The following is an 18,096-nucleotide window of genomic DNA, read 5'->3' on the forward strand; positions in this document are numbered from 1 at the left end:
GACCGACAGGCTTTGATCCTCACGCCCTGGCAGGTACGCTAGCGGGCTTGCCCCCGACCTGGAGCCCCGCCGGTGACCACCACGCTGACCACCTACTACCTGGAAATGACCTCTGCGCACGCCCTGCGCTGCAAGCCTGTTCCCGATGGCCTGACGATCGTCGAGTGCGAAGTCGTCCAACCGCAGCTCAACCGTTTCCTCTACCAACTGGTGGGCAAGGCCTGGGGCTGGAACGACCTGAACAGCTGGAGCGACGAGCAGTGGCTGGCGGTTGTCGGCCAGGACTGCCACCGCACCTGGGTCGCCTACTACCGTGGCGCCATCGCCGGCTACTACGAACTGCACCGCCCCGACGGCGAGAACGCCGAGATCCGCTACTTCGGCCTCGCCCCGCAGTTTCTTGACAAGGGCTTCGGCGGCCCGCTGCTCAGCCAGGCCATCCGCAGCGCCTGGGAGTGGCCCGGCACGCGGCGGGTCTGGGTGCACACCTGCAGCCTCGACCACCCCGCCGCTCTGGCCAACTATCAGGCCCGTGGCCTGCAACTGTACAAGCAAGAGCACGAAGCACTGGGGTGACGGTTGCGCGAGGCCGGCAGCGCTTGCTGCCTATGCCCAGTAGCTGGACCGTCTGCTGGCCCGGCCACTGGATTGATCGGGCGCGCTATACGACTCGTGCAAGCCCCTAGGCCAAGGACGCCTGGCGCGCCACCCGTGCCCCCAGCATCCCGGAAAAAGATATCAGCATCAGTACCGCGAACACCCCGGCGATCGGCAGGTTCGACTCCAACCCGAAGCCGCTGACCGTCGCCGAGGCAATCGAACCGAACACCAGCATCAAGCAGCCCTGCAAGCTCGCAGCCACCCCAGCGCGGTCGGGAAACAGTGCCATCGAGCGGGCCATGGCATTGGAGAAGATAAAGCCCTGGCCGAAGGCGATCAGCATGATGCCAGCAAGAATGTTCACCAGGCTCAAGGTGTCGGCAGCCGCCGCGATGCACAGCACCCCGAGCAGAAACAGCGCCAACCCACTCCACATCAGGGTATCGGGTGAGACGATGCGCACCAGCGCACGGTTGGTCAGCGTGCCGACCAGATAGCAGCATCCCACCCCCAGCGCCGTGGTGCCGAAGTAATGCGCGTCATGGCCGAGCACATCCTGGACGATATGCGGCCCGAACACGTTCCACAGCAAGAATGCGGAAAAGCTCGCGCCGAGTACCACCACCGAAGCACGGAAGCGTCTGTCGGCCAGAATGAACCGATAGCCGACCACTGTCTGCAAGGCGCCGCGGCGGGCACTGGCGGGCAGCGACTCCTTGAGCCCGGCAACGACGAAAGCCAGGACCATGACGGCATAGGCGGCATACAGCACGAAGTTGTAGCGCCAGCCGAAATGCACCTCGATCAGCCCACCGATATAGGGCGCGATGACGGGCCCCAGGCCGAACGCCAGGCTGAGGTAGATGATCGCGACGTAGAAGCGCGGGCCTTTGACGACGTCGACCAGCACAGCACGGGCAACGACCTGGCAGGCGCCAATGGCAAAGCCCTGCAGCGCACGCGCCAGCAGCAGCATCTCGATGGACGTCGCGGCGGTCGCCAGCAGGCTGCCGGCCACGAACACACCCAGGCCCAGCAGTACGGCAGGTCGCCGCCCGCGCGCGTCGGCCATCACGCCGAAGAACAGCTGCCCCAGGGCATAGAACAGCAGCGTGATGGTGATGGTGTTCTGCATCAGCGCAGGCCCCGCCCCGAGTTCGCGCCCGATGGACGGCAGGCTCGGCGCATACAGGTCGATGGCGATGCCCCCCAGGCTGTTGACCAGGGGAGCCAGGAAGACGATGAAGTTTTCATAACGCGTGTTGGCGTGCATAGGATCTCCGGCGTGCCGGGCAGCGAAGCGCCCGGCACGCACATGGGTCAGACAGACGCCTGGTGGGCGAACTGCGGTGGCGGGATGGAAGGTGTCGGCGCCTTGAGCCAGGCACTGGGCGAGGACAGGCGCGAAACCAGTACGCGCGGTGCCTGGTCGTAGTAGGTCCCCCAGTTGACACTGGGGTCCTTGACCCGGCGTGAATCGGCCTGGCCCAGGTCGTCGAGGTTGTCGACAATCGCTGCCAGCAGTTGCTGGACCTGCGGCGTCGCGGTCAGCACCACCAGGCCGAAGTTGCGCAGGGCCAGGGTGCGGATGACGTTGTCGAGCAGATACTTGCCAGCACCGCTGCCGCTCTGGAACGAGGCGAAAGCGCCGATCTCCGCGATACGCGCACGGTCGATGGCGTAGCGTTCATCCACCGTTTGGTCCAGGTAGTACTCACTGAACAGTTTGCCGGAGTCGCCGTAGCTGATGCCGGCACAGGCGTAGCCCGGCGCCCCGCCGGTGGAGCCGGTCAAGCAGACGAACAGGTCAGGCTGCGGCACGGGCGTTGCCTCGTAGTGCTTGAGGTAATGACCCCGTACCGCCTCCTGCAGGCAGCGGTAGCCGGGGCGACCCTTGTAGAAATTGCGCACGATGTACATGGGCGACGTCCCGTCCTAGGCGTACAGTTGATCGATGAACCGCGCTTCGATCTCGGCGCGCCGCGGTCGTCCGGTGACCGTGTAGAACTGGTCACGAAACCCTGCGATGTCGCCGACGACCTGGATGCGTCGCACCCGTGCGAAGTCCGCAAGGCGGTGCTCCAGGCGCGCCATCTCGTCCTGCACGCTGGCCGGGCTCGCAGTGCTGAGGATGATGGCGCACGGCTCGTCGCGCCCTTCGCCCATGACGATCATGTCGTCGACCAGCGGGCTCTCCTTGTAGACGTTCTCCACCCACTCAGGCGAAATGTTGCGTGCCGTCGAGAGGATGATCACGTGCTTCTTGCGCCCGGTGATGTACAGGAAACCGTCACGGAACTCGGCGATATCACCGGTGTGCAGGTAGCCGTCGGACAGGTCGCAGGCCGTGTCGTCGGCGTTGTAGTAACCCGCGCAGAGGGTCGGCGTCTTCACCAGCAACTCGCCGTCGACCAGCTTGGGCTCGATGCCGTCGAGCAGCTTGCCGGCCGAGCCGATGCGCCGCTCTGCAGGCGAGTTCAGCGAGATGATCGAGGAGTTCTCGCTCAGCCCATAGGCCTCGAACACTTGCACACCGCTGGCATCCAGGGCCTGGAGCACCGTGGCAGGAATCTTCGCGCCGCCGGTGATGATGTGCGGATTGGCGGGGCCGAACAGGTCCTCGACACTCGCACCCTGCTCAAGCAGCAGGTTGGCCTCTTCCAGCAGCTTGGGCGGCAGGTAGAGGAAGTTGGGGTGATTGGGTGCGATCAACTCCAGGTAATGACGGGCATTGCCACTGGCCGCGCCGTACTCGGTGACGCCCTCGGGCATCAGGGTCAGGGTGCCACCGGACAGGATCGGAATGAACACACCCAGCACCTGCTCGATCAGCAGGCTCATCGGCACGATCGAGAAGTAGTGCAGCGGCTGCTGCGGCAAGCGCTTCATCACGTTGTCGACCAGCAGCCCCACGGCCGCGTCGCGAATCATCACGCCCTTGGGCTTGGAGGTGGTACCCGAGGTGTGGATCACCGAGACGATACCGGCGGGGATCAGTTCGTCGTCCTGGGCCCAGGGCGTGTCAGTGGACTGGATCATCAGTTGCCGGGGGATGAAGCTGGGCTTGTCCGGCAGGATGCGGTGCAGGCGCCGGGCGGTCGGCTCATCGCTGACGAACACGGCGGCGGCCTTGCCGAGCAGGCTACCGATCTGATCGTCGGAAAACTCGATGGGCACCGGCAGCAACACACCACCGACCTTCTGGATTGCCAACAGGGTGTACACCCACTCATAGCATGAGCGCATCGCAATACCGAACACCTTGCGCTCGCAGTTGCCGACCCGAGCCTGCAGGGCCTGGGCCAGGCGTTCGACGTCATCGCGCAGGCCATGCAGGGTGTAGTCGCGCCCGTGCATTTCGCGGATCACCACGCGGTCAGTGCTGGTGGTCAGGTAGTGCTGCATTTTCTGGCTGATCATTGGCCGTTACCCCCGATGCGATAGCTCTGGGCACCGAAGATGCGTCGGCTGATATCGTCGAGGCGACGGCGACCGTGCATCACGCGGGTGTTGTCGATGACCACGATGTCGCCCTTCTTCCAGAAGTGGCTGTAGGTGTGACGGGCGGTGACTTCCTTGATCTCGTCCCAGATTTCAAGGGCGATCTCCTCGCCGTCGGCCCAGGTGATGCGTGGCGGCTCGTAGTTGACGCTAGGGCCGAGCATCGAATTGCAGAAGGCCTTGCGACCACTGAAGCAGCTGGTCTCCACCGCGCTGATCACCAATTCGGAGGCGATCAGGTTCTGGTCGATGCGACGGTAGGTCTGGCCGGCCACCTGGTCGTTGACCTGCTGCAAGTGCTCGTCGGTGACGCTGTCGATCGGCAATTGCAGCTCGATGCTCAGGAAGCGCCGCACGTTGTGCCAGGGAATGCGACGCGCATAGCGAATGGCACGGGATTCGAAGCTCTTACGGGTTTTCGGGGAGAGGTCGAACAGCACTCGCTCGCCATCGCACAACGTGGTCTCGGAGCCGACCGACGCCGCTTCCAGGCAGTAGAACCACTGCAGGTCCGGGTTGAACGGCAAATTGCCGTTCTCCCGGTGCAGCCCCATCTCGTGAACGCCTGCTTCGATCTCGGCGGTATTGGCCGTGGCGGCCTTGCGCGCGGGATCGAAGGTGACCCGGGAGGAATGCGCGCTGACGAAATCGTTGAAGTCTTCGAGCGAGTCGCTGAAGTCGCGGTAGATCACCGCGCCGCTATGGGCCAGGTCTTCATAGAGTGCCGCAGTGTCCATCGAGTCGAAGACGCGCAGTCCCGGTTCGACGGCATAGACACATTCGAAGCCGTAGCACGGCGTGGGATGACGATAGAAAGGTAGAGCTTTAGCTTGAGTGTGGGCCAACATCTGACATCTTCCTTGGGAAATGGATTACAGACAGGCAGGCCGTCCGCCGCCTGACGAAAACACGTTAGGGGAAATGTCGTGGGTGCTGGTTTTAAGAAACCTAAAGCCGTGATGAAAAATTAAAAGTGCGGCCGTGCGACGGAACGCACAGGGGGGAGCGTTTGTCGGGGCACGAAACATCGCACCCGAGCAAGCGCTGCCGATAGGCATGGCTTTGCGCGAAGAGGCCGCAAATGGCCCTGTAACCACTGAATGTTCACTCATCCTGAGCGCCTGCAATCCGTGTCAAAAACCTGTGTCACCCTGCGCGGAGCAGGTCCCCCGCCACATCCTGGATCAACCTGCGCAAACTGGAGACATCCGCACCCAGCCCTCGATCACGCGACCAGATCATATCTACCGTGAACACCGGAAACCCCATCGGTGGCTGACACACCCTCACCCCCTCGGGGATACGCAGGTGTGGCAGCAAGCGCGCCGGCAAGGCCAAGGTCGAGGGAACGGCGGCCAGGATGTTGACGCAGGCCTGGTAGCCGTTCGCCCGCACCAGCACATTGCGCGTGCGGCCTATTTTCTCCAGCCAGCTATCGACCATGTTCTTCTCCGAGATCCACGGCGTAGGAAAGACATGGGCCGAAGCACAGAACTCATCCAGGCTCATCGCCCCGTCCAGCGCAAGCCCACGCTGGCTGGTCAGGCAGACGAAACCATCGCTGAGCACCGGCTGCCATTGCAGCTCGGGGTGCAATTGGTGGTAACTCGGGCCGAAGCCGATGGCCAGGTCGATATCGCCGGAAATCAGCCGGTCCACCGGCAAGTCGCGGCTTAGCCGATCGAGGTGCAGGGAGGTATTGGGGTGATTGCTCGACAAGGTCGCCAGGGCCTGGGGCAGAAAGGCCAGCTCGAAGTATTCCGGCGCGCACAGGCGCCAGATCCTCGGGGCAGCGACGCCATCGCCGGAGGGGGCATCCTCGGCGCAGCGGTTGACCGACTCGATCACCACGCGCAGGTAGGGTGCGATCTTTTCCGCCTTGGCGGTTGGCTGCAACAAACCCTGCGAGGAGGCGAACAGGGTGTCGTCGAAACAGCCGCGCAGGCGTTTGAGGCAGTAGCTCACCGTGGGCTGGCTGACGTTCATCAGTTCGGCGGTGCGCTTGGCACTGCGATATTCCAGCAAGTTGAGAAACACCACGATGTCTTGCAGGTCCAGCTGCTTCAGATAATTGCTGTGAAGCATGCAGGCCCCTCCTGGGTCATCATGTTCATGGGATGGGATCGACGTCTTCGGGAAGCTTGGCCAGCATCAACTTGAGCATCTGCGCGAGAGCTTCGCGTTCCTCGATCCGCAGCGGAGCGAGGAACTGGTTCTGCAGATCGGTGTGGCTGAAAACCGCTTTCTCGATAGCCGCAAGCCCTGCTGCGGTCAGCGCCACCTTGTAGCTGCGCTTGTCGGCAGGGTCGTGGATCTGCTCGACCATGCCCGCCTCCTTGAGGCGGCTCAGACGATTGGTCATCGCCCCGGAGGTGATCAACAACGAGTTGTACAGCTCGGTCGGGGTCAACTGGTACGGTGCACCGGAGCGGCGCAAGGTCGCCATGACATCGAACTCCCCCTCCTTGAAACCGTACTGCTCGAGCACCGCGCAACGGCGGCGCTCGAGGTGTTTCTGCAGGCGCGCCATGCGCCCGAAGACCTCCATGGACGAAGCATCCACGGAGGGCATCGCCTGCGCCCATTGCGCGACGACGAAATCGACATGATCTTTCATTGGCATAACCGTCCGTTCACCCTGAACTCCCCAAGGGCCACATCCCTGCCGCCCCCCGGCACCTTCCAAGTATCTTAACGTTAAGTTATCTTGATATGCACGAGGTATGAATCGGGAGGGAACATGGCGTTCTTCGAACACAACCGAAATCGCTATTACTACTTTGACGCCGGGGCCGGCACCCCCACCCTGCTCCTGCACGGGCTGGGCAACAGTGGCCGCGCCTGGACAGACCAGGTCGGGGCCCTGCTGCGCCTGGGCCATCGCGTCATCGTACCGGACCTGCTCGGCCATGGCGCGTCCAGCAATGCGCCGGAACACATCACGCCTCATCTGCAAGCCCAGGAGCTGATCGCACTGCTGGATCACCTCGGACTGGCCAGCACTCAGCTCATCGGGCTTTCGCTGGGCGGCATGATTGCCCTGGAACTGGCCTGCGCCTACCCGGATGCCGTGGACAAACTGGTGGTGGCGGCGTCCTTCGCCAGCATGAGCAGCACCGCGCGCCATCAACAGCTCGATGAGTGGGCCGAAAACCTTCGCCAGCCGGACGGCTGCCTGAAGCGCTTCAAGACAACATGGCCACAACTGGTCGGCAGTTCCTTCGCCGCCTCCAGCCAGGGGCAGAGCCTTTACCAGGCCTGGCATGCCCAGGCCGCGATGCAGCGGGCGCGCTGCCAGATCCACTGGTGCGAGGGTATGAAAACCTACGACCTGAACGATCGACTGTCACACATCCAGGCGCCCACCCTGGTACTTGGCACCGACGGCGACCGCATCAGCCCACCTGGCGAGGCCGAGGCCATTGCCAGCCGTATTGCTCACGCCCAGCTCATCACTCTTCCAGGCGACGGCCATGTCTTCAACGTTTCCCATGCCCCGGCCTTCAACCGGGCACTCAGTGGTTTCCTGCAGGAGCAACAGCGACATGGGTGATACACCCTCCAAGGCCAGCGTAGTGCTGCTGGCGATTCTGGTCGGCATCAACCTGCGGCCGATCATGGCCTCGGTCGGCCCGCTGCTCGATCTGCTACAGCGCGACCTGGGCCTGAGCAACTTCCAGGGCGGTTTGCTGACCACACTGCCGGTGATGATGATGGGCCTGTTCGCCCTCGCCGGCCCTTGGCTGCTGCGCCTGCTCGGCGAGGTCAAGGGCGTGGCCATCGGCATGACCCTGATTGCTGCGGCCTGCGCGGTACGTACCTATGTCGAGTCGTCCACCGCGCTGATCGCCAGCGCTGCCGTAGGGGGCGTCGGCATTGCCGTGATTCAGTCGCTGATGCCTGCATTCATCAAGCGCAACCACCCGCAAAGCGCAGGGATGCTCATGGGGCTGTTCACTACGGGGATCATGGGCGGTGCAGCCATCGCCGCCGCGATTGCTGCTCCCAGCGCGGGCAAGCTGGGCTGGAACCTCACTCTAGGCTATGCCGCCATTCCGGCCATGATCGCACTGATCGCCTGGCTGCTCGCCGCAGGCAACGTCCATGCCTACCCCACGGCAGCCGGCCTGCCCTGGCGCAGTGGCCGGGCCTGGTTGCTGCTGGTGTTCTTCGGGATTGGAACCGGGGCATACACCTTGGTGCTCGCCTGGCTACCCCCGTTCTACGTCGAGCTGGGCTGGACAGCGAAAAGTGCCGGCTACCTGCTCGGTGCGCTGACCATTACCGAGGTCATCGCCGGTTTGCTGGTGTCGGCGCTGATTCACCGTTTCCCGGATCGCCGCCAACCCTTGGCGCTGGTGATCCTGCTGTTGATCGGCGGGCTGGCCTGCCTGATGACGGCGCCGCTGCAACTGACCGCCCTGGCCATCCTGTGCCTGGGTTTGGGCATCGGTGCCTTGTTCCCGCTGTCGCTGATCGTCACCCTCGATCATGCACGCTCACCGGCCGAAGCCGGGTCGCTGCTGGCCTTCGTGCAAGGGGGTGGCTACCTGATTGCAGCCTCGATGCCGGTGGTGGCCGGGCTGGTGCGCGATGAGTTCAGCTCGCTGCACTGGGCCTGGGCCGTCATGGGTGGCGGGGCTGTGTTGCTGCTTGCCTTGAGCGCCCTGCTCCGGCCGGTCAGCCAGCGAACGGTGGTCGCCCAGGCTTGATCCTCCTCCCCTCCGGGGCGCGCTTCTGCGCCCCGAACGCCCTCGCCGATTTTTCCTGACCCGCCCCACCTGCGCGCGCAAAGCACTCTTTTAGTGCAAAGGCGCCGCAACCGCCTCCCACGTACCCCGTCCCATGCGCGCTGCAGCCTGGTGGCACAGCCTTTGCGACGGTCTACCGTGCCCCATTCGCGAACTTAGTTTTTTTAACGTTCATGAGCACATATTTACTAATTTATCCATCTGCGCCCACGCCCCATGATCGCTTCCAACAAGAAAGCGTCGCCTTTTGCCGACGCGCATCCGGGCACCTGTGAAGTGCCCATCCTTGCCTTGGAGTCCGTCATGACCAGCGCAGCCACATCGGCACCTCTCATAGAAAAACACACGATCGGATACGTGCCCCCCGAAGACCGCCATGGAAAGGTAAAGGACTTGTTCACCCTGTGGTTCGGCGGCAACATCGCGCCGCTGCCCATCGTCACCGGCGCCCTGGGCGTGCAGCTGTTCCACCTCAACCTGATCTGCGGCATCGTCGCCATCCTGGTCGGCCATCTGGTCGGCGGTGTGCTGATGGCCCTGCACTCGGCCCAGGGCCCGCAGATGGGCATCCCACAGATGATCCAGAGCCGCGCCCAGTTCGGCACCCTCGGCGCCTTGCTGGTGGTGGTGATCGCGGGGGTGATGTACATCGGCTTCTTCGCTTCCAACATCGTGCTGGCCGGCAAATCGCTGCATGGCGTGGTCGAAAGCGTGCCGGTGCCGGTAGGCATCGTCATCGGCGCCCTGGGCTCGGGGATCATCGGCATCATCGGCTACCGCTTCATCCATGTGCTCAACCGCATCGGCACCTGGGTGCTGGGCATCGGCATCGTGGTCGGCTTCGGCTATATCTTCACCCATGTGCAGAGCGATGACTTCCTGACCCGCGGCAGCTTCAACATTTCCGGCTGGCTGGCCACCGTGTCGCTGGCGGCGCTGTGGCAGATCGCCTTTGCCCCATACGTGTCGGACTACTCGCGCTACCTGCCGGCCGACGTGAAAGTGTCGTCGACCTTCTGGACCACCTACCTGGGCTCAGCCCTGGGCTCGAGCCTGTCGTTCATCTTCGGCGCAGTCGCCGTGCTGGCGATCCCCGCCGGGATGGACACCATGGACGCCGTGAAGCTGGCCACCGGCGCCATCGGCCCGCTGATGCTGGTGCTGTTCCTGCTCAGCGTGATCAGCCACAACGCGCTCAACCTGTATGGTGCGGTGCTGTCGATCATCACCCTGGTGCAGACCTTCGCTTATCGCTGGATCCCGACCGCCAAGACCCGCGCCGTGCTCTCGTTGATCGTGCTGGCCGCGTGCAGCGTGGTGGCAGTTTTCGCCTCGTCCGACTTCATTGGGCACTTCGTCGACATGGTCTTGGTGCTGCTGGTCGTGCTGGTGCCGTGGACCGCGATCAACCTGATCGACTTCTATGCCATCCACAAGGGCGAGTACGACATCCAGTCGATCTTCAAGGTCGACGGCGGAATCTACGGTCGTTACAACCCGCAGGCGCTGATTGCCTACGCCGTCGGGATCGTGGTGCAGATTCCGTTCATGAACACACCGCTGTACGTAGGGCCGGTATCGGAACACATCAATGGTGCCGACCTGTCGTGGCTGGTCGGGTTGGCGGTGACCACGCCGCTGTACTGGTGGCTGGCCAGCCGTGACAGCGCCTACCGTCGTCGCCAGGTGGGTGCCAAGCTCGCTGCCGGACATTGATGCATAGCGCTAGCCCTGCATTTGTGCAGGGCTAGCTGGTTTTTGTGCTGCCCTTTCTCGGCTGAATCGGGCTACTCTACGGCTCGAACCCTTCGACGATGATCACCTCGGCCTTGGCCACTCCCTGCCGATGTCGGCACGCCTCCTGATACAGATCAGACCGGTAGCAGGCCAGCGCCTGCTCGTACGAGTCGAATTCGATCACCACGCTGCGCTGCGGCGTCACCCTTCCCTCCATCGCCTCGCTCTTGCCACCCCGGGCCAGAAAGCGCCCGCCAAATGCCACGAACGCCGCCGGCGCACGCTGGGTGTACTGCTGGTACTGCTCCGGGTCGGTAACGTCCACATGGGCGATCCAGTAAGCCTTCATCCGTCGCTCTCCTGTACAGGGTTATTTGTGTATTATGGTATACCACAAAAATCACCTGACCACAGTGAGCGTGCAGCATGGCTTTCAACAGCATCGAAGACCTTCTCGAAGACTACCGCCAGGGCAAGATGGTGCTGCTGGTGGACGACGAAGACCGGGAGAACGAAGGCGACCTGCTGATCGCCGCCGAGCGCTGTGACGCGCAAGCAATCAATTTCATGGCCCGCGAAGCACGTGGCCTGATCTGCCTGACCCTGACCGACGAACACTGCCAACGCCTGGGCCTTGAGCAGATGGTACCGACCAACGGCAGCGTATTCAGCACGGCGTTCACGGTATCGATCGAGGCCGCCAGCGGTGTCACCACAGGCATCTCTGCCGCCGACCGCGCGCGGACCGTGGCCGCCGCCATGGCCGCGGACGCCCGCCCCGAGCACCTGGTCCAGCCTGGCCACATCTTCCCCCTGCGCGCCCGTGAAGGCGGCGTGCTGACCCGCGCCGGACACACCGAAGCCGGTTGCGACCTGGCGCGCCTGGCAGGCTTCGCACCGGCCTCGGTGATCGTCGAAGTGCTCAACGACGACGGCACCATGGCCCGCCGCCCGGACCTGGAGCTGTTCGCCGAGCGCCACGGCATCAAGATCGGCACCATCGCCGACCTCATTCACTATCGGCTGAGCACCGAACAAACGGTCAAGCGCATCGGCGAGCGCGAGCTGCCAACGGTCCACGGCACGTTTCGCCTGGTGACCTTCGAGGACCGTATCGAAGGTGGCGTGCACATGGCCATGGTGATGGGCGACATTCGCCGCGAGCAGCCGACGCTGGTACGCGTGCATGTCATCGATCCGCTGCGCGACCTGGTCGGCGCTGAATATGCAGGCCCTGCCAACTGGACGCTGTGGGCGGCGCTGGAGCGGGTCGCAGCAGAGGGTGCCGGGGTGGTGGTGATCCTCGCCAACCATGAGTCCTCCCAGGCCCTGCTCGAACGCGTGCCGCAACTCACCCAGCCACAGCGCCCCTACCAGCGCGGGCAGTCGAAGGTTTACTCGGAGGTGGGTACCGGCGCGCAGATCCTGCAGGACCTGGGCGTGGGCAAACTGCGCCACCTGGGCCCACCGCTCAAGTACGCAGGGCTGGCGGGGTATGAGCTGGAAGTGGTGCAGAGCCTTCCATTCGAAGCTCACTGAATCTTGCGTCACCGACAGGATGACTGGTAACAGCGAACGCTTGCCAAAAGTTTGGAATACCATAATATGATATCCCGTAGACCTTGAATCTGCCGGCCGCACCTACAATCACACAACGGCCGCGAATTACCTGAGATAGCTGCTCCCGAACACAGTTGGCGGGCGCGACAAAAGCCCGCCTCGAATAACAAAAGCAACGAGGGCGTAACCATGCTGTTGAGCAAACGAGTCACCGCTGTGCTGTCCGCAAGCCTGCTGGCACTGGCCTGCCAGGCCACCCAGGCCGCCGACAGCCTCAACTTCGTCAGTTGGGGCGGCACCACCCAGGACGCCCAGAAACAGGCATGGGCCGACCCTTTCAGCAAGGGCAGCAACATCAAGGTCGTACAGGACGGTCCGACCGACTACGGCAAGCTCAAGGCCATGGTCGAAAGCGGCAACGTGCAATGGGATGTGGTCGACGTCGAAGCCGACTTCGCCCTGCGGGCCGCCAGCGAAGGCCTGCTCGAACCCCTCGACTTCTCCACCATCCAGCGTGATCGCATCGACCCGCGCTTCGTCTCCGACCATGGCGTCGGCTCGTTCTTCTTCTCCTTCGTGCTCGGCTACAACGAGGGCAAGCTTGGGGCCAACAAGCCGGTCGACTGGAGCGCGCTGTTCGACACCAAGACCTACCCCGGCAAGCGTGCGCTGTACAAGTGGCCGAGCCCCGGCGTGCTCGAGCTGGCCCTGCTCGCCGACGGCGTACCTGCCGACAAGCTTTACCCGCTGGATCTGGACCGCGCCTTCAAGAAACTCGACACCATCAAGAAAGACATCGTCTGGTGGGGAGGCGGTGCCCAGTCCCAGCAATTGCTGGCCTCCGGTGAAGCCGCGCTCGGGCAGTTCTGGAACGGGCGCGTCTACGCGCTGCAGCAGGATGGTGCCCCGGTGGGCGTGAGCTGGAAGCAGAACCTGGTCATGGCCGACTTCCTGGTCATTCCCAAGGGCGCCAAGAACAAGGACGCGGCCATGAAGTTCCTGGCCAACGCCAGCAGCGCCAAGGGCCAGGCCGACTTCGCCAACCTTACCGCCTACGCTCCGGTGAACCTCGACAGCGTCGCCGAGCTCGACAAGAAACTCGCACCCAACCTGCCAACCGCCTACGCCCAGGACCAGGTCACCCTCGACTTCGCCTACTGGGCCAAGAACGGCCAGGCAATCGCTGCGCGCTGGAATGAGTGGCTGGTCAAATGAAAGTCGCCATCAACGCCCTGCACAATGCCCAAGGTGCCGACCCCGGCACCGGCGCCCCGCGAGCGGCCGTGCGCCGCCCGCCACTGAGCCAGCGCTGGCGTGGCAGTCGCAACCTGCTGCCGGCCCTGTTGTTCCTCGGCCTGTTTTTCTTTGCGCCATTGATCGGCCTGCTGCTGCGTGGGGTGCTGGAGCCGGTGCCAGGGCTGGGCAACTACGAGCAGCTGTTCGCCAACTCAGCCTACGCGCGGGTGCTGTTCAACACCTTCTCGGTGGCGGGTCTGGTGACGGTGATCAGCGTATTGCTGGGCTTTCCGCTGGCCTGGGCGATCACCTTGGTCCCTCGTGGCTGGGGGCGTTGGCTGCTGAACATCGTGCTGCTGTCCATGTGGACCAGCCTGCTGGCCCGCACCTATTCCTGGCTGGTGCTGCTGCAAGGCTCGGGAGTGATCAACAAGCTGCTGATGGCGCTGGGCATCATCGATGCGCCGCTGGAAATGGTGCACAACCTCACCGGTGTAGTGATCGGCATGAGCTACATCATGATCCCGTTCATCGTGCTGCCACTGCAGGCGACCATGCAGGCCATCGACCCGATGGTGCTGCAGGCAGGCTCGATTTGCGGTGCAAGCCCCTGGACCAATTTCTGGAAAGTGTTCATCCCGTTGTGCCGTTCAGGCTTGTTCTCGGGTGCGCTGATGGTGTTCGTGATGTCGCTCGGTTACTACGTCACCCCGGCATTGCTGGGCGGTGCGCAGAACATGATGCTGCCCGAGTTCATCATCCAGCAGGTGCAGTCGTTCCTGAACTGGGGGCTGGCCAGCGCTGCCGCGGCACTGCTGGTGGTGATCACCCTGGTGCTCTTCTACCTGTACCTGAAGCTGCAGCCGGAATCCCCGGTCGGCAATGCGAGGTAATGCTTCATGCTCCTGTCCCCCAACGCCATGGGTCGCCCGCTGCGCACCGGCCTGTACCTGACCACCGGGATCATCGCCGCCTTCCTGCTGCTGCCGGTGGTGTTCATCGTCCTGCTGTCGTTCGGCTCCTCCCAGTGGCTGGTGTTCCCGCCCCCCGGCTGGACCTTCAAATGGTACGACCAGTTCTTCTCCAACCCCGAGTGGATGGACGCCGCGCTGGCCAGCCTCAAGGTGGCTTTGCTGACCACCTTCGCCGCCGTGGCCCTGGGCCTGCCGACCGCCTTCGCCCTGGTACGCGGGCGCTTTCCCGGGCGCGAACTGCTCTATGGCCTGTTCACCATGCCGATGATCGTGCCGCTGGTGATCATCGCGGTCGCGGTCTACGCGCTGTTCCTGAAGCTGGGCTATACCGGCACGCTGTTCGCCTTCGTGGTCAGCCACGTGATCGTCGCCCTGCCCTTCACCATCATCTCGATCATCAACTCGCTGAAGCTGTTCGACCAGTCGATCGAGGATGCCGCGGTGATCTGCGGCGCCTCGCGGCTGCAGGCGATCGTCAAGGTCACCTTCCCGGCCATCCGCCCGGGCATGATCGCCGGCGGCCTGTTCGCCTTCCTGGTGTCGTGGGATGAGGTCGTGCTCAGCGTGATGATGGCCAGCCCCGACCTGCAGACCTTGCCAGTGAAGATGTGGACCACCCTGCGCCAGGACCTGAGCCCGGTGATCGCCGTCGCCTCGACACTGCTGATCGGCCTGTCGCTGCTGGTCATGTTCATCGCCAGCGCCCTGCGCCGCCGCAACGAAACCAACGCCTGAGTGCCGGAGACAACAATAATGAGTGCAGTCATCAAAGAAGCCGCGCACGGCAAGACCCTGGTCTCCCTGCGCAACCTGAACAAGCACTACGGCGACTTCGCCGCGGTCGACAACATCAGCCTGGACATCCAGGACGGCGAATTCCTCACCTTCCTCGGCTCCAGCGGCTCGGGCAAGTCCACCACCCTGTCGATGCTGGCCGGCTTCGAGACCCCCAGCAGCGGCGAGATCCTGGTCGAAGGCCGCTCGCTGGTGAACGTGCCGCCGCACAAGCGTGACATCGGCATGGTGTTCCAACGCTACTCGCTGTTCCCGCACCTGAGCGTGCGCGACAACATCGCCTTCCCACTGGCCATCCGCAAGCTGGGCAGCGCCGAGATCGCCAAGCGCGTCGACGCCATGCTCAAGCTGGTGCAGCTGGAAACCTTCGCACACCGGCGCCCGGCCCAGCTCTCCGGCGGCCAGCAACAGCGCGTGGCGATCGCCCGAGCGCTGGTGTACGAGCCACGCATCCTGCTGATGGACGAGCCCCTCGGTGCCCTGGACAAGAAACTGCGCGAAGACCTGCAGGACGAGTTGCGTCAGCTGCACCGGCGCCTGGGTATCACCATCGTCTACGTCACTCACGACCAGGAAGAAGCGATGCGCCTGTCCCAGCGCATCGCCATCTTCAGCCACGGCAAGATCGTCGGTCTGGGCAGCGGTTACGACCTCTATCAGAACCCGCCAAACGCGTTCGTCGCCTCGTTCCTGGGCAACTCCAACTTCCTCCGGGTCACCGCCAGCAGCCATGGCGCGGCGGCGTTCGAGGGCCAGTCGCTGGCCATTCGCCTGACCTCGGGGTTGGCCGCAGGTCAGGATGCGCTGATCATGGTTCGCCCGGAAAAGGCCCTGGCGCTGAGCGCCGAACAGGCGACCCGTGAACCGCTGCCGGCAGGCTGGAATGAAGTGAGCGCCAAGGTCGGCGAGGTCTTGTTCCTCGGCGAAAGCCAGACCTGTCACGTGGTGACGGCAGGCGGTACCGAAATGACGGTCAAGGCGCTATCGGCGGCAGGCATGCCGATGCAGTCAGGCGATACGGTCAAGGTACGCTGGGCGGTGGCCGATGCCTGCGTGTACACCGAGTGGGCCGAGAGCGACCTGAGCAAGGCTGCCGGCGCACACTGAGGGCCTCTTCGCAGCACGCCGCGGTGGGAAATTCTGTCTTGCTCAAAATCTAAAGGTCTAACCCAATCCCTGTGAGAGCGGCGGTTCGCCGCCGCGACTTGTCCCGCGCACACGGGCGTGGCCCGTGCCAGGCAGCGCGGTGTCTTTTTCGCGGGTTAATGACCCGCTTCGCTCGTTTCGGCCTCTTCGCCACCTGTTCTGCCTTCCATTGCGCTACTGACGCTCGATGCAGATACAGCATGTCGGGGGCTGCTGCACGGCCCTTTCGCGACACGAGGCCACTCCTGCAGAAGTCGATTTCTATGCATTGACCATCTTGTATATACATGATGATATAAGAGCGAAGTCATTCCTCTGGTTGCCCTTGCCGCCCTACAACAACAAACAAGCGGAGCCCCACATGTCCAGCAAGCCCGTGATCGAGCGGCGCTCGATCGACTACATTCCCGAAGCTGAACGCCATGGACGCGTGTACAGCCAGTTCACCCTGTGGCTGGGAGCCAATCTGCAGATCACCGCCATCGTGACCGGCGCCCTCGCCGTCGTGCTCGGCGGTGATGTGTTCTGGTCATTGATCGGCCTGCTGCTGGGCCAGGTGATCGGCGGAGCGGTCATGGCCTTGCACGCAGCCCAAGGGCCGCGGTTGGGGCTGCCGCAGATGATCTCCAGCCGCGTGCAGTTCGGCGTCTATGGCGCGGCCATCCCGATGGTGCTGGTGTGCCTGATGTACCTGGGGTTCACCGCCACCGGCACGGTACTGTCGGGCCAGGCCATCGGCCAGTTGCTCAGCGTCAGCGACAGCGCCGGCATCCTGATCTTCGCCGGCGTGATCGTGCTGGCCACCCTCGCCGGCTACCGCGTGATCCACTGGATCGGCCGCGTGGCCAGCGTGCTGGGGATCATTGCGTTCGTCTATCTGTTCAGCCGTATCCTGCTGCTCGCCGATATCGGCCAACTGCTGGACAACCGCCACTTCACCTGGGCCTCGTTCCTGCTGGCGGTATCGCTGGCCGCCTCATGGCAGATCGCTTTCGGCCCCTACGTCGCCGACTATTCACGCTACCTGCCCAGCAACACCTCCGCGCTGAAGACCTTTCTCGCCGCCGGCCTGGGCTCGGTGATCGGCGCCCAGGCATCGATGATCCTCGGCGTGTTCGCCGCCGCCATTGCCAGCGGCCAGTTCTCGGGGCGTGAAGTGGCCTATATCGTCGGCCTGGGCGGCGCCGGTACCACCGCAGCGCTGCTGTACTTCGCCATCGCCTTCGGCAAGGTGACCATCTCCACCCTCAACAGCTACGGCAGCTTCATGTGCATCGCCACGATCATCAGCGGTTTTCGCGGCAGCCTGCAGATCAGCCGCCTGCAGCGCTTGCTGTTCGTGCTGGGCATCGTGGGTGCAGCGACGCTGGTGGCCCTGCTCGGCCAGCATTCGTTCCTGAGTGCATTCAAGTCGTTCATCCTGTTCCTGCTGACCTTCTTCGTGCCCTGGAGCGCGGTCAACCTGGTGGACTACTACTTCATCACCCGCGAGCGCTACGACATCCCTGCCCTGGCCGATCCCGACGGACGCTATGGCCGCTGGAACTGGCCCGGCATCATCGTCTACAGCATCGGAGTGCTGATCCAGATGCCCTTCATCGACACCAAGCTGTACACCGGGCCCATGGTTGCGCACCTGGGCGGCGTCGATGTGTCGTGGCTGATCGGGTTGATGGTGCCTAGCGTGCTGTATTACTGGGTTGCCCGGGGCAAGGCCAAGCAAGCGCCGGCGCAGCTGATCGAACCCCAGGCACGTTGACCGACGCCAGCGCAGTCTTTTGCAGGAGCGGCCTTTC

The 18,096-nt window shown here is 63.7% G+C and carries 17 protein-coding genes; 10 read left to right on the top strand and 7 right to left on the bottom strand.

Annotated features, from left to right (window positions below; translation table 11 throughout):
• Positions 1-72: 72 nt before the first annotated feature.
• Complete coding sequence (locus ACMGGG_RS12000) at positions 73-576, top strand: GNAT family N-acetyltransferase (protein WP_414155551.1); 504 nt, start codon at positions 73-75, stop codon at positions 574-576.
• Between the two features lie 106 nt (positions 577-682).
• Here ACMGGG_RS12000 and ACMGGG_RS12005 read toward each other — a convergent pair whose 3' ends face one another.
• From ACMGGG_RS12005 to ACMGGG_RS12030, 6 genes are all read right to left on the bottom strand, one after another.
• Positions 683-1,873 carry a multidrug effflux MFS transporter gene (locus ACMGGG_RS12005; RefSeq protein ID WP_414155552.1) on the bottom strand — a complete coding sequence of 397 codons (1,191 nt, stop codon included), beginning with the start codon at positions 1,871-1,873 and terminating at the stop codon, positions 683-685.
• A gap of 47 nt (positions 1,874-1,920) precedes the next feature.
• Positions 1,921-2,520, bottom strand: coding sequence for a thermostable hemolysin (locus ACMGGG_RS12010; protein ID WP_414155553.1), 600 nt, complete (start codon positions 2,518-2,520; stop codon positions 1,921-1,923).
• Positions 2,521-2,535: 15 nt separating this feature from the next.
• On the bottom strand, positions 2,536-4,020 hold the full coding sequence (locus ACMGGG_RS12015) for an AMP-binding protein (RefSeq protein ID WP_197891117.1): 1,485 nt from the start codon (positions 4,018-4,020) through the stop codon (positions 2,536-2,538).
• The gene (locus ACMGGG_RS12020) at positions 4,017-4,949 is read right to left on the bottom strand and encodes a TauD/TfdA family dioxygenase (protein ID WP_414155554.1); all 933 of its coding nucleotides are present in this window, start codon (positions 4,947-4,949) and stop codon (positions 4,017-4,019) included. Before ACMGGG_RS12020 ends, ACMGGG_RS12015 begins: the two co-directional genes overlap by 4 nt.
• Before the next feature lie 298 nt (positions 4,950-5,247).
• Positions 5,248-6,186, bottom strand: coding sequence for a LysR family transcriptional regulator (locus tag ACMGGG_RS12025; protein WP_063545063.1), 939 nt, complete (start codon positions 6,184-6,186; stop codon positions 5,248-5,250).
• 25 nt (positions 6,187-6,211) lie between these two features.
• Entirely contained in the window at positions 6,212-6,718 is a 507-nt protein-coding gene (locus ACMGGG_RS12030) for a MarR family winged helix-turn-helix transcriptional regulator (protein ID WP_063545064.1), read from the bottom strand.
• A 123-nt stretch (positions 6,719-6,841) separates the two neighbouring features.
• Between ACMGGG_RS12030 and ACMGGG_RS12035 the strand changes: the two genes are divergently transcribed.
• The 3 genes from ACMGGG_RS12035 (at position 6,842) to ACMGGG_RS12045 (ending at position 10,568) form a co-directional block, all read left to right on the top strand.
• A complete protein-coding gene (locus ACMGGG_RS12035; protein WP_054890787.1) occupies positions 6,842-7,654 on the top strand; it encodes an alpha/beta fold hydrolase in 813 nt (270 codons plus the stop codon).
• On the top strand, positions 7,647-8,813 hold the full coding sequence (locus ACMGGG_RS12040) for an MFS transporter (RefSeq protein WP_112898395.1): 1,167 nt from the start codon (positions 7,647-7,649) through the stop codon (positions 8,811-8,813). Before ACMGGG_RS12035 ends, ACMGGG_RS12040 begins: the two co-directional genes overlap by 8 nt.
• Before the next feature lie 342 nt (positions 8,814-9,155).
• A complete protein-coding gene (locus ACMGGG_RS12045; protein WP_414155555.1) occupies positions 9,156-10,568 on the top strand; it encodes a purine-cytosine permease family protein in 1,413 nt (470 codons plus the stop codon).
• 76 nt (positions 10,569-10,644) lie between these two features.
• Here ACMGGG_RS12045 and ACMGGG_RS12050 read toward each other — a convergent pair whose 3' ends face one another.
• A complete protein-coding gene (locus ACMGGG_RS12050) occupies positions 10,645-10,938 on the bottom strand; it encodes a DUF1330 domain-containing protein (RefSeq protein ID WP_063545065.1) in 294 nt (97 codons plus the stop codon).
• 77 nt (positions 10,939-11,015) lie between these two features.
• Here ACMGGG_RS12050 and ribBA point away from each other — a divergent pair, with 77 nt between their 5' ends.
• The 6 genes from ribBA to ACMGGG_RS12080 all read left to right on the top strand — a co-directional run bounded on the left by ribBA (position 11,016) and on the right by ACMGGG_RS12080 (position 18,059).
• Entirely contained in the window at positions 11,016-12,128 is a 1,113-nt protein-coding gene (ribBA, locus tag ACMGGG_RS12055) for a bifunctional 3,4-dihydroxy-2-butanone-4-phosphate synthase/GTP cyclohydrolase II (protein ID WP_414155556.1), read from the top strand.
• 210 nt (positions 12,129-12,338) lie between these two features.
• Entirely contained in the window at positions 12,339-13,364 is a 1,026-nt protein-coding gene (locus ACMGGG_RS12060) for an ABC transporter substrate-binding protein (RefSeq protein ID WP_063545067.1), read from the top strand.
• Positions 13,361-14,278: an ABC transporter permease gene (locus tag ACMGGG_RS12065; protein WP_054890793.1), complete on the top strand. Its 918-nt coding sequence runs from the start codon at positions 13,361-13,363 to the stop codon at positions 14,276-14,278. Before ACMGGG_RS12060 ends, ACMGGG_RS12065 begins: the two co-directional genes overlap by 4 nt.
• A gap of 6 nt (positions 14,279-14,284) precedes the next feature.
• Entirely contained in the window at positions 14,285-15,094 is an 810-nt protein-coding gene (locus ACMGGG_RS12070) for an ABC transporter permease (RefSeq protein WP_414155557.1), read from the top strand.
• 18 nt (positions 15,095-15,112) lie between these two features.
• Entirely contained in the window at positions 15,113-16,261 is a 1,149-nt protein-coding gene (locus tag ACMGGG_RS12075) for an ABC transporter ATP-binding protein (RefSeq protein WP_063545069.1), read from the top strand.
• 400 nt (positions 16,262-16,661) lie between these two features.
• A complete protein-coding gene (locus ACMGGG_RS12080; RefSeq protein WP_414155558.1) occupies positions 16,662-18,059 on the top strand; it encodes a purine-cytosine permease family protein in 1,398 nt (465 codons plus the stop codon).
• The last annotated feature ends 37 nt before the right edge of the window (positions 18,060-18,096 follow it).

Source organism: Pseudomonas sp. BNK-44-b (genome assembly GCF_047456245.1).
GTDB classification, from domain to species: Bacteria; Pseudomonadota; Gammaproteobacteria; order Pseudomonadales; family Pseudomonadaceae; genus Aquipseudomonas; species Aquipseudomonas machongensis.

Excerpts from the sequence above, each read along its gene's own strand:
- ACMGGG_RS12015 (WP_197891117.1), bottom strand. The coding sequence starts at position 4,020 with ATGATCAGCCAGAAAATGCAGCACTACCTGACCACCAGCACTGACCGC.
- ACMGGG_RS12005 (WP_414155552.1), bottom strand. The coding sequence starts at position 1,873 with ATGCACGCCAACACGCGTTATGAAAACTTCATCGTCTTCCTGGCTCCC.
- ACMGGG_RS12045 (WP_414155555.1), top strand. The coding sequence starts at position 9,156 with ATGACCAGCGCAGCCACATCGGCACCTCTCATAGAAAAACACACGATC.
- ACMGGG_RS12010 (WP_414155553.1), bottom strand. The coding sequence starts at position 2,520 with ATGTACATCGTGCGCAATTTCTACAAGGGTCGCCCCGGCTACCGCTGC.
- ACMGGG_RS12060 (WP_063545067.1), top strand. The coding sequence starts at position 12,339 with ATGCTGTTGAGCAAACGAGTCACCGCTGTGCTGTCCGCAAGCCTGCTG.
- ACMGGG_RS12070 (WP_414155557.1), top strand. The coding sequence starts at position 14,285 with ATGCTCCTGTCCCCCAACGCCATGGGTCGCCCGCTGCGCACCGGCCTG.
- ACMGGG_RS12020 (WP_414155554.1), bottom strand. The coding sequence starts at position 4,949 with ATGTTGGCCCACACTCAAGCTAAAGCTCTACCTTTCTATCGTCATCCC.
- ACMGGG_RS12050 (WP_063545065.1), bottom strand. The coding sequence starts at position 10,938 with ATGAAGGCTTACTGGATCGCCCATGTGGACGTTACCGACCCGGAGCAG.
- ACMGGG_RS12030 (WP_063545064.1), bottom strand. The coding sequence starts at position 6,718 with ATGAAAGATCATGTCGATTTCGTCGTCGCGCAATGGGCGCAGGCGATG.
- ACMGGG_RS12065 (WP_054890793.1), top strand. The coding sequence starts at position 13,361 with ATGAAAGTCGCCATCAACGCCCTGCACAATGCCCAAGGTGCCGACCCC.
- ACMGGG_RS12035 (WP_054890787.1), top strand. The coding sequence starts at position 6,842 with ATGGCGTTCTTCGAACACAACCGAAATCGCTATTACTACTTTGACGCC.
- ACMGGG_RS12080 (WP_414155558.1), top strand. The coding sequence starts at position 16,662 with ATGTCCAGCAAGCCCGTGATCGAGCGGCGCTCGATCGACTACATTCCC.
- ACMGGG_RS12040 (WP_112898395.1), top strand. The coding sequence starts at position 7,647 with ATGGGTGATACACCCTCCAAGGCCAGCGTAGTGCTGCTGGCGATTCTG.
- ribBA (WP_414155556.1), top strand. The coding sequence starts at position 11,016 with ATGGCTTTCAACAGCATCGAAGACCTTCTCGAAGACTACCGCCAGGGC.
- ACMGGG_RS12075 (WP_063545069.1), top strand. The coding sequence starts at position 15,113 with ATGAGTGCAGTCATCAAAGAAGCCGCGCACGGCAAGACCCTGGTCTCC.
- ACMGGG_RS12025 (WP_063545063.1), bottom strand. The coding sequence starts at position 6,186 with ATGCTTCACAGCAATTATCTGAAGCAGCTGGACCTGCAAGACATCGTG.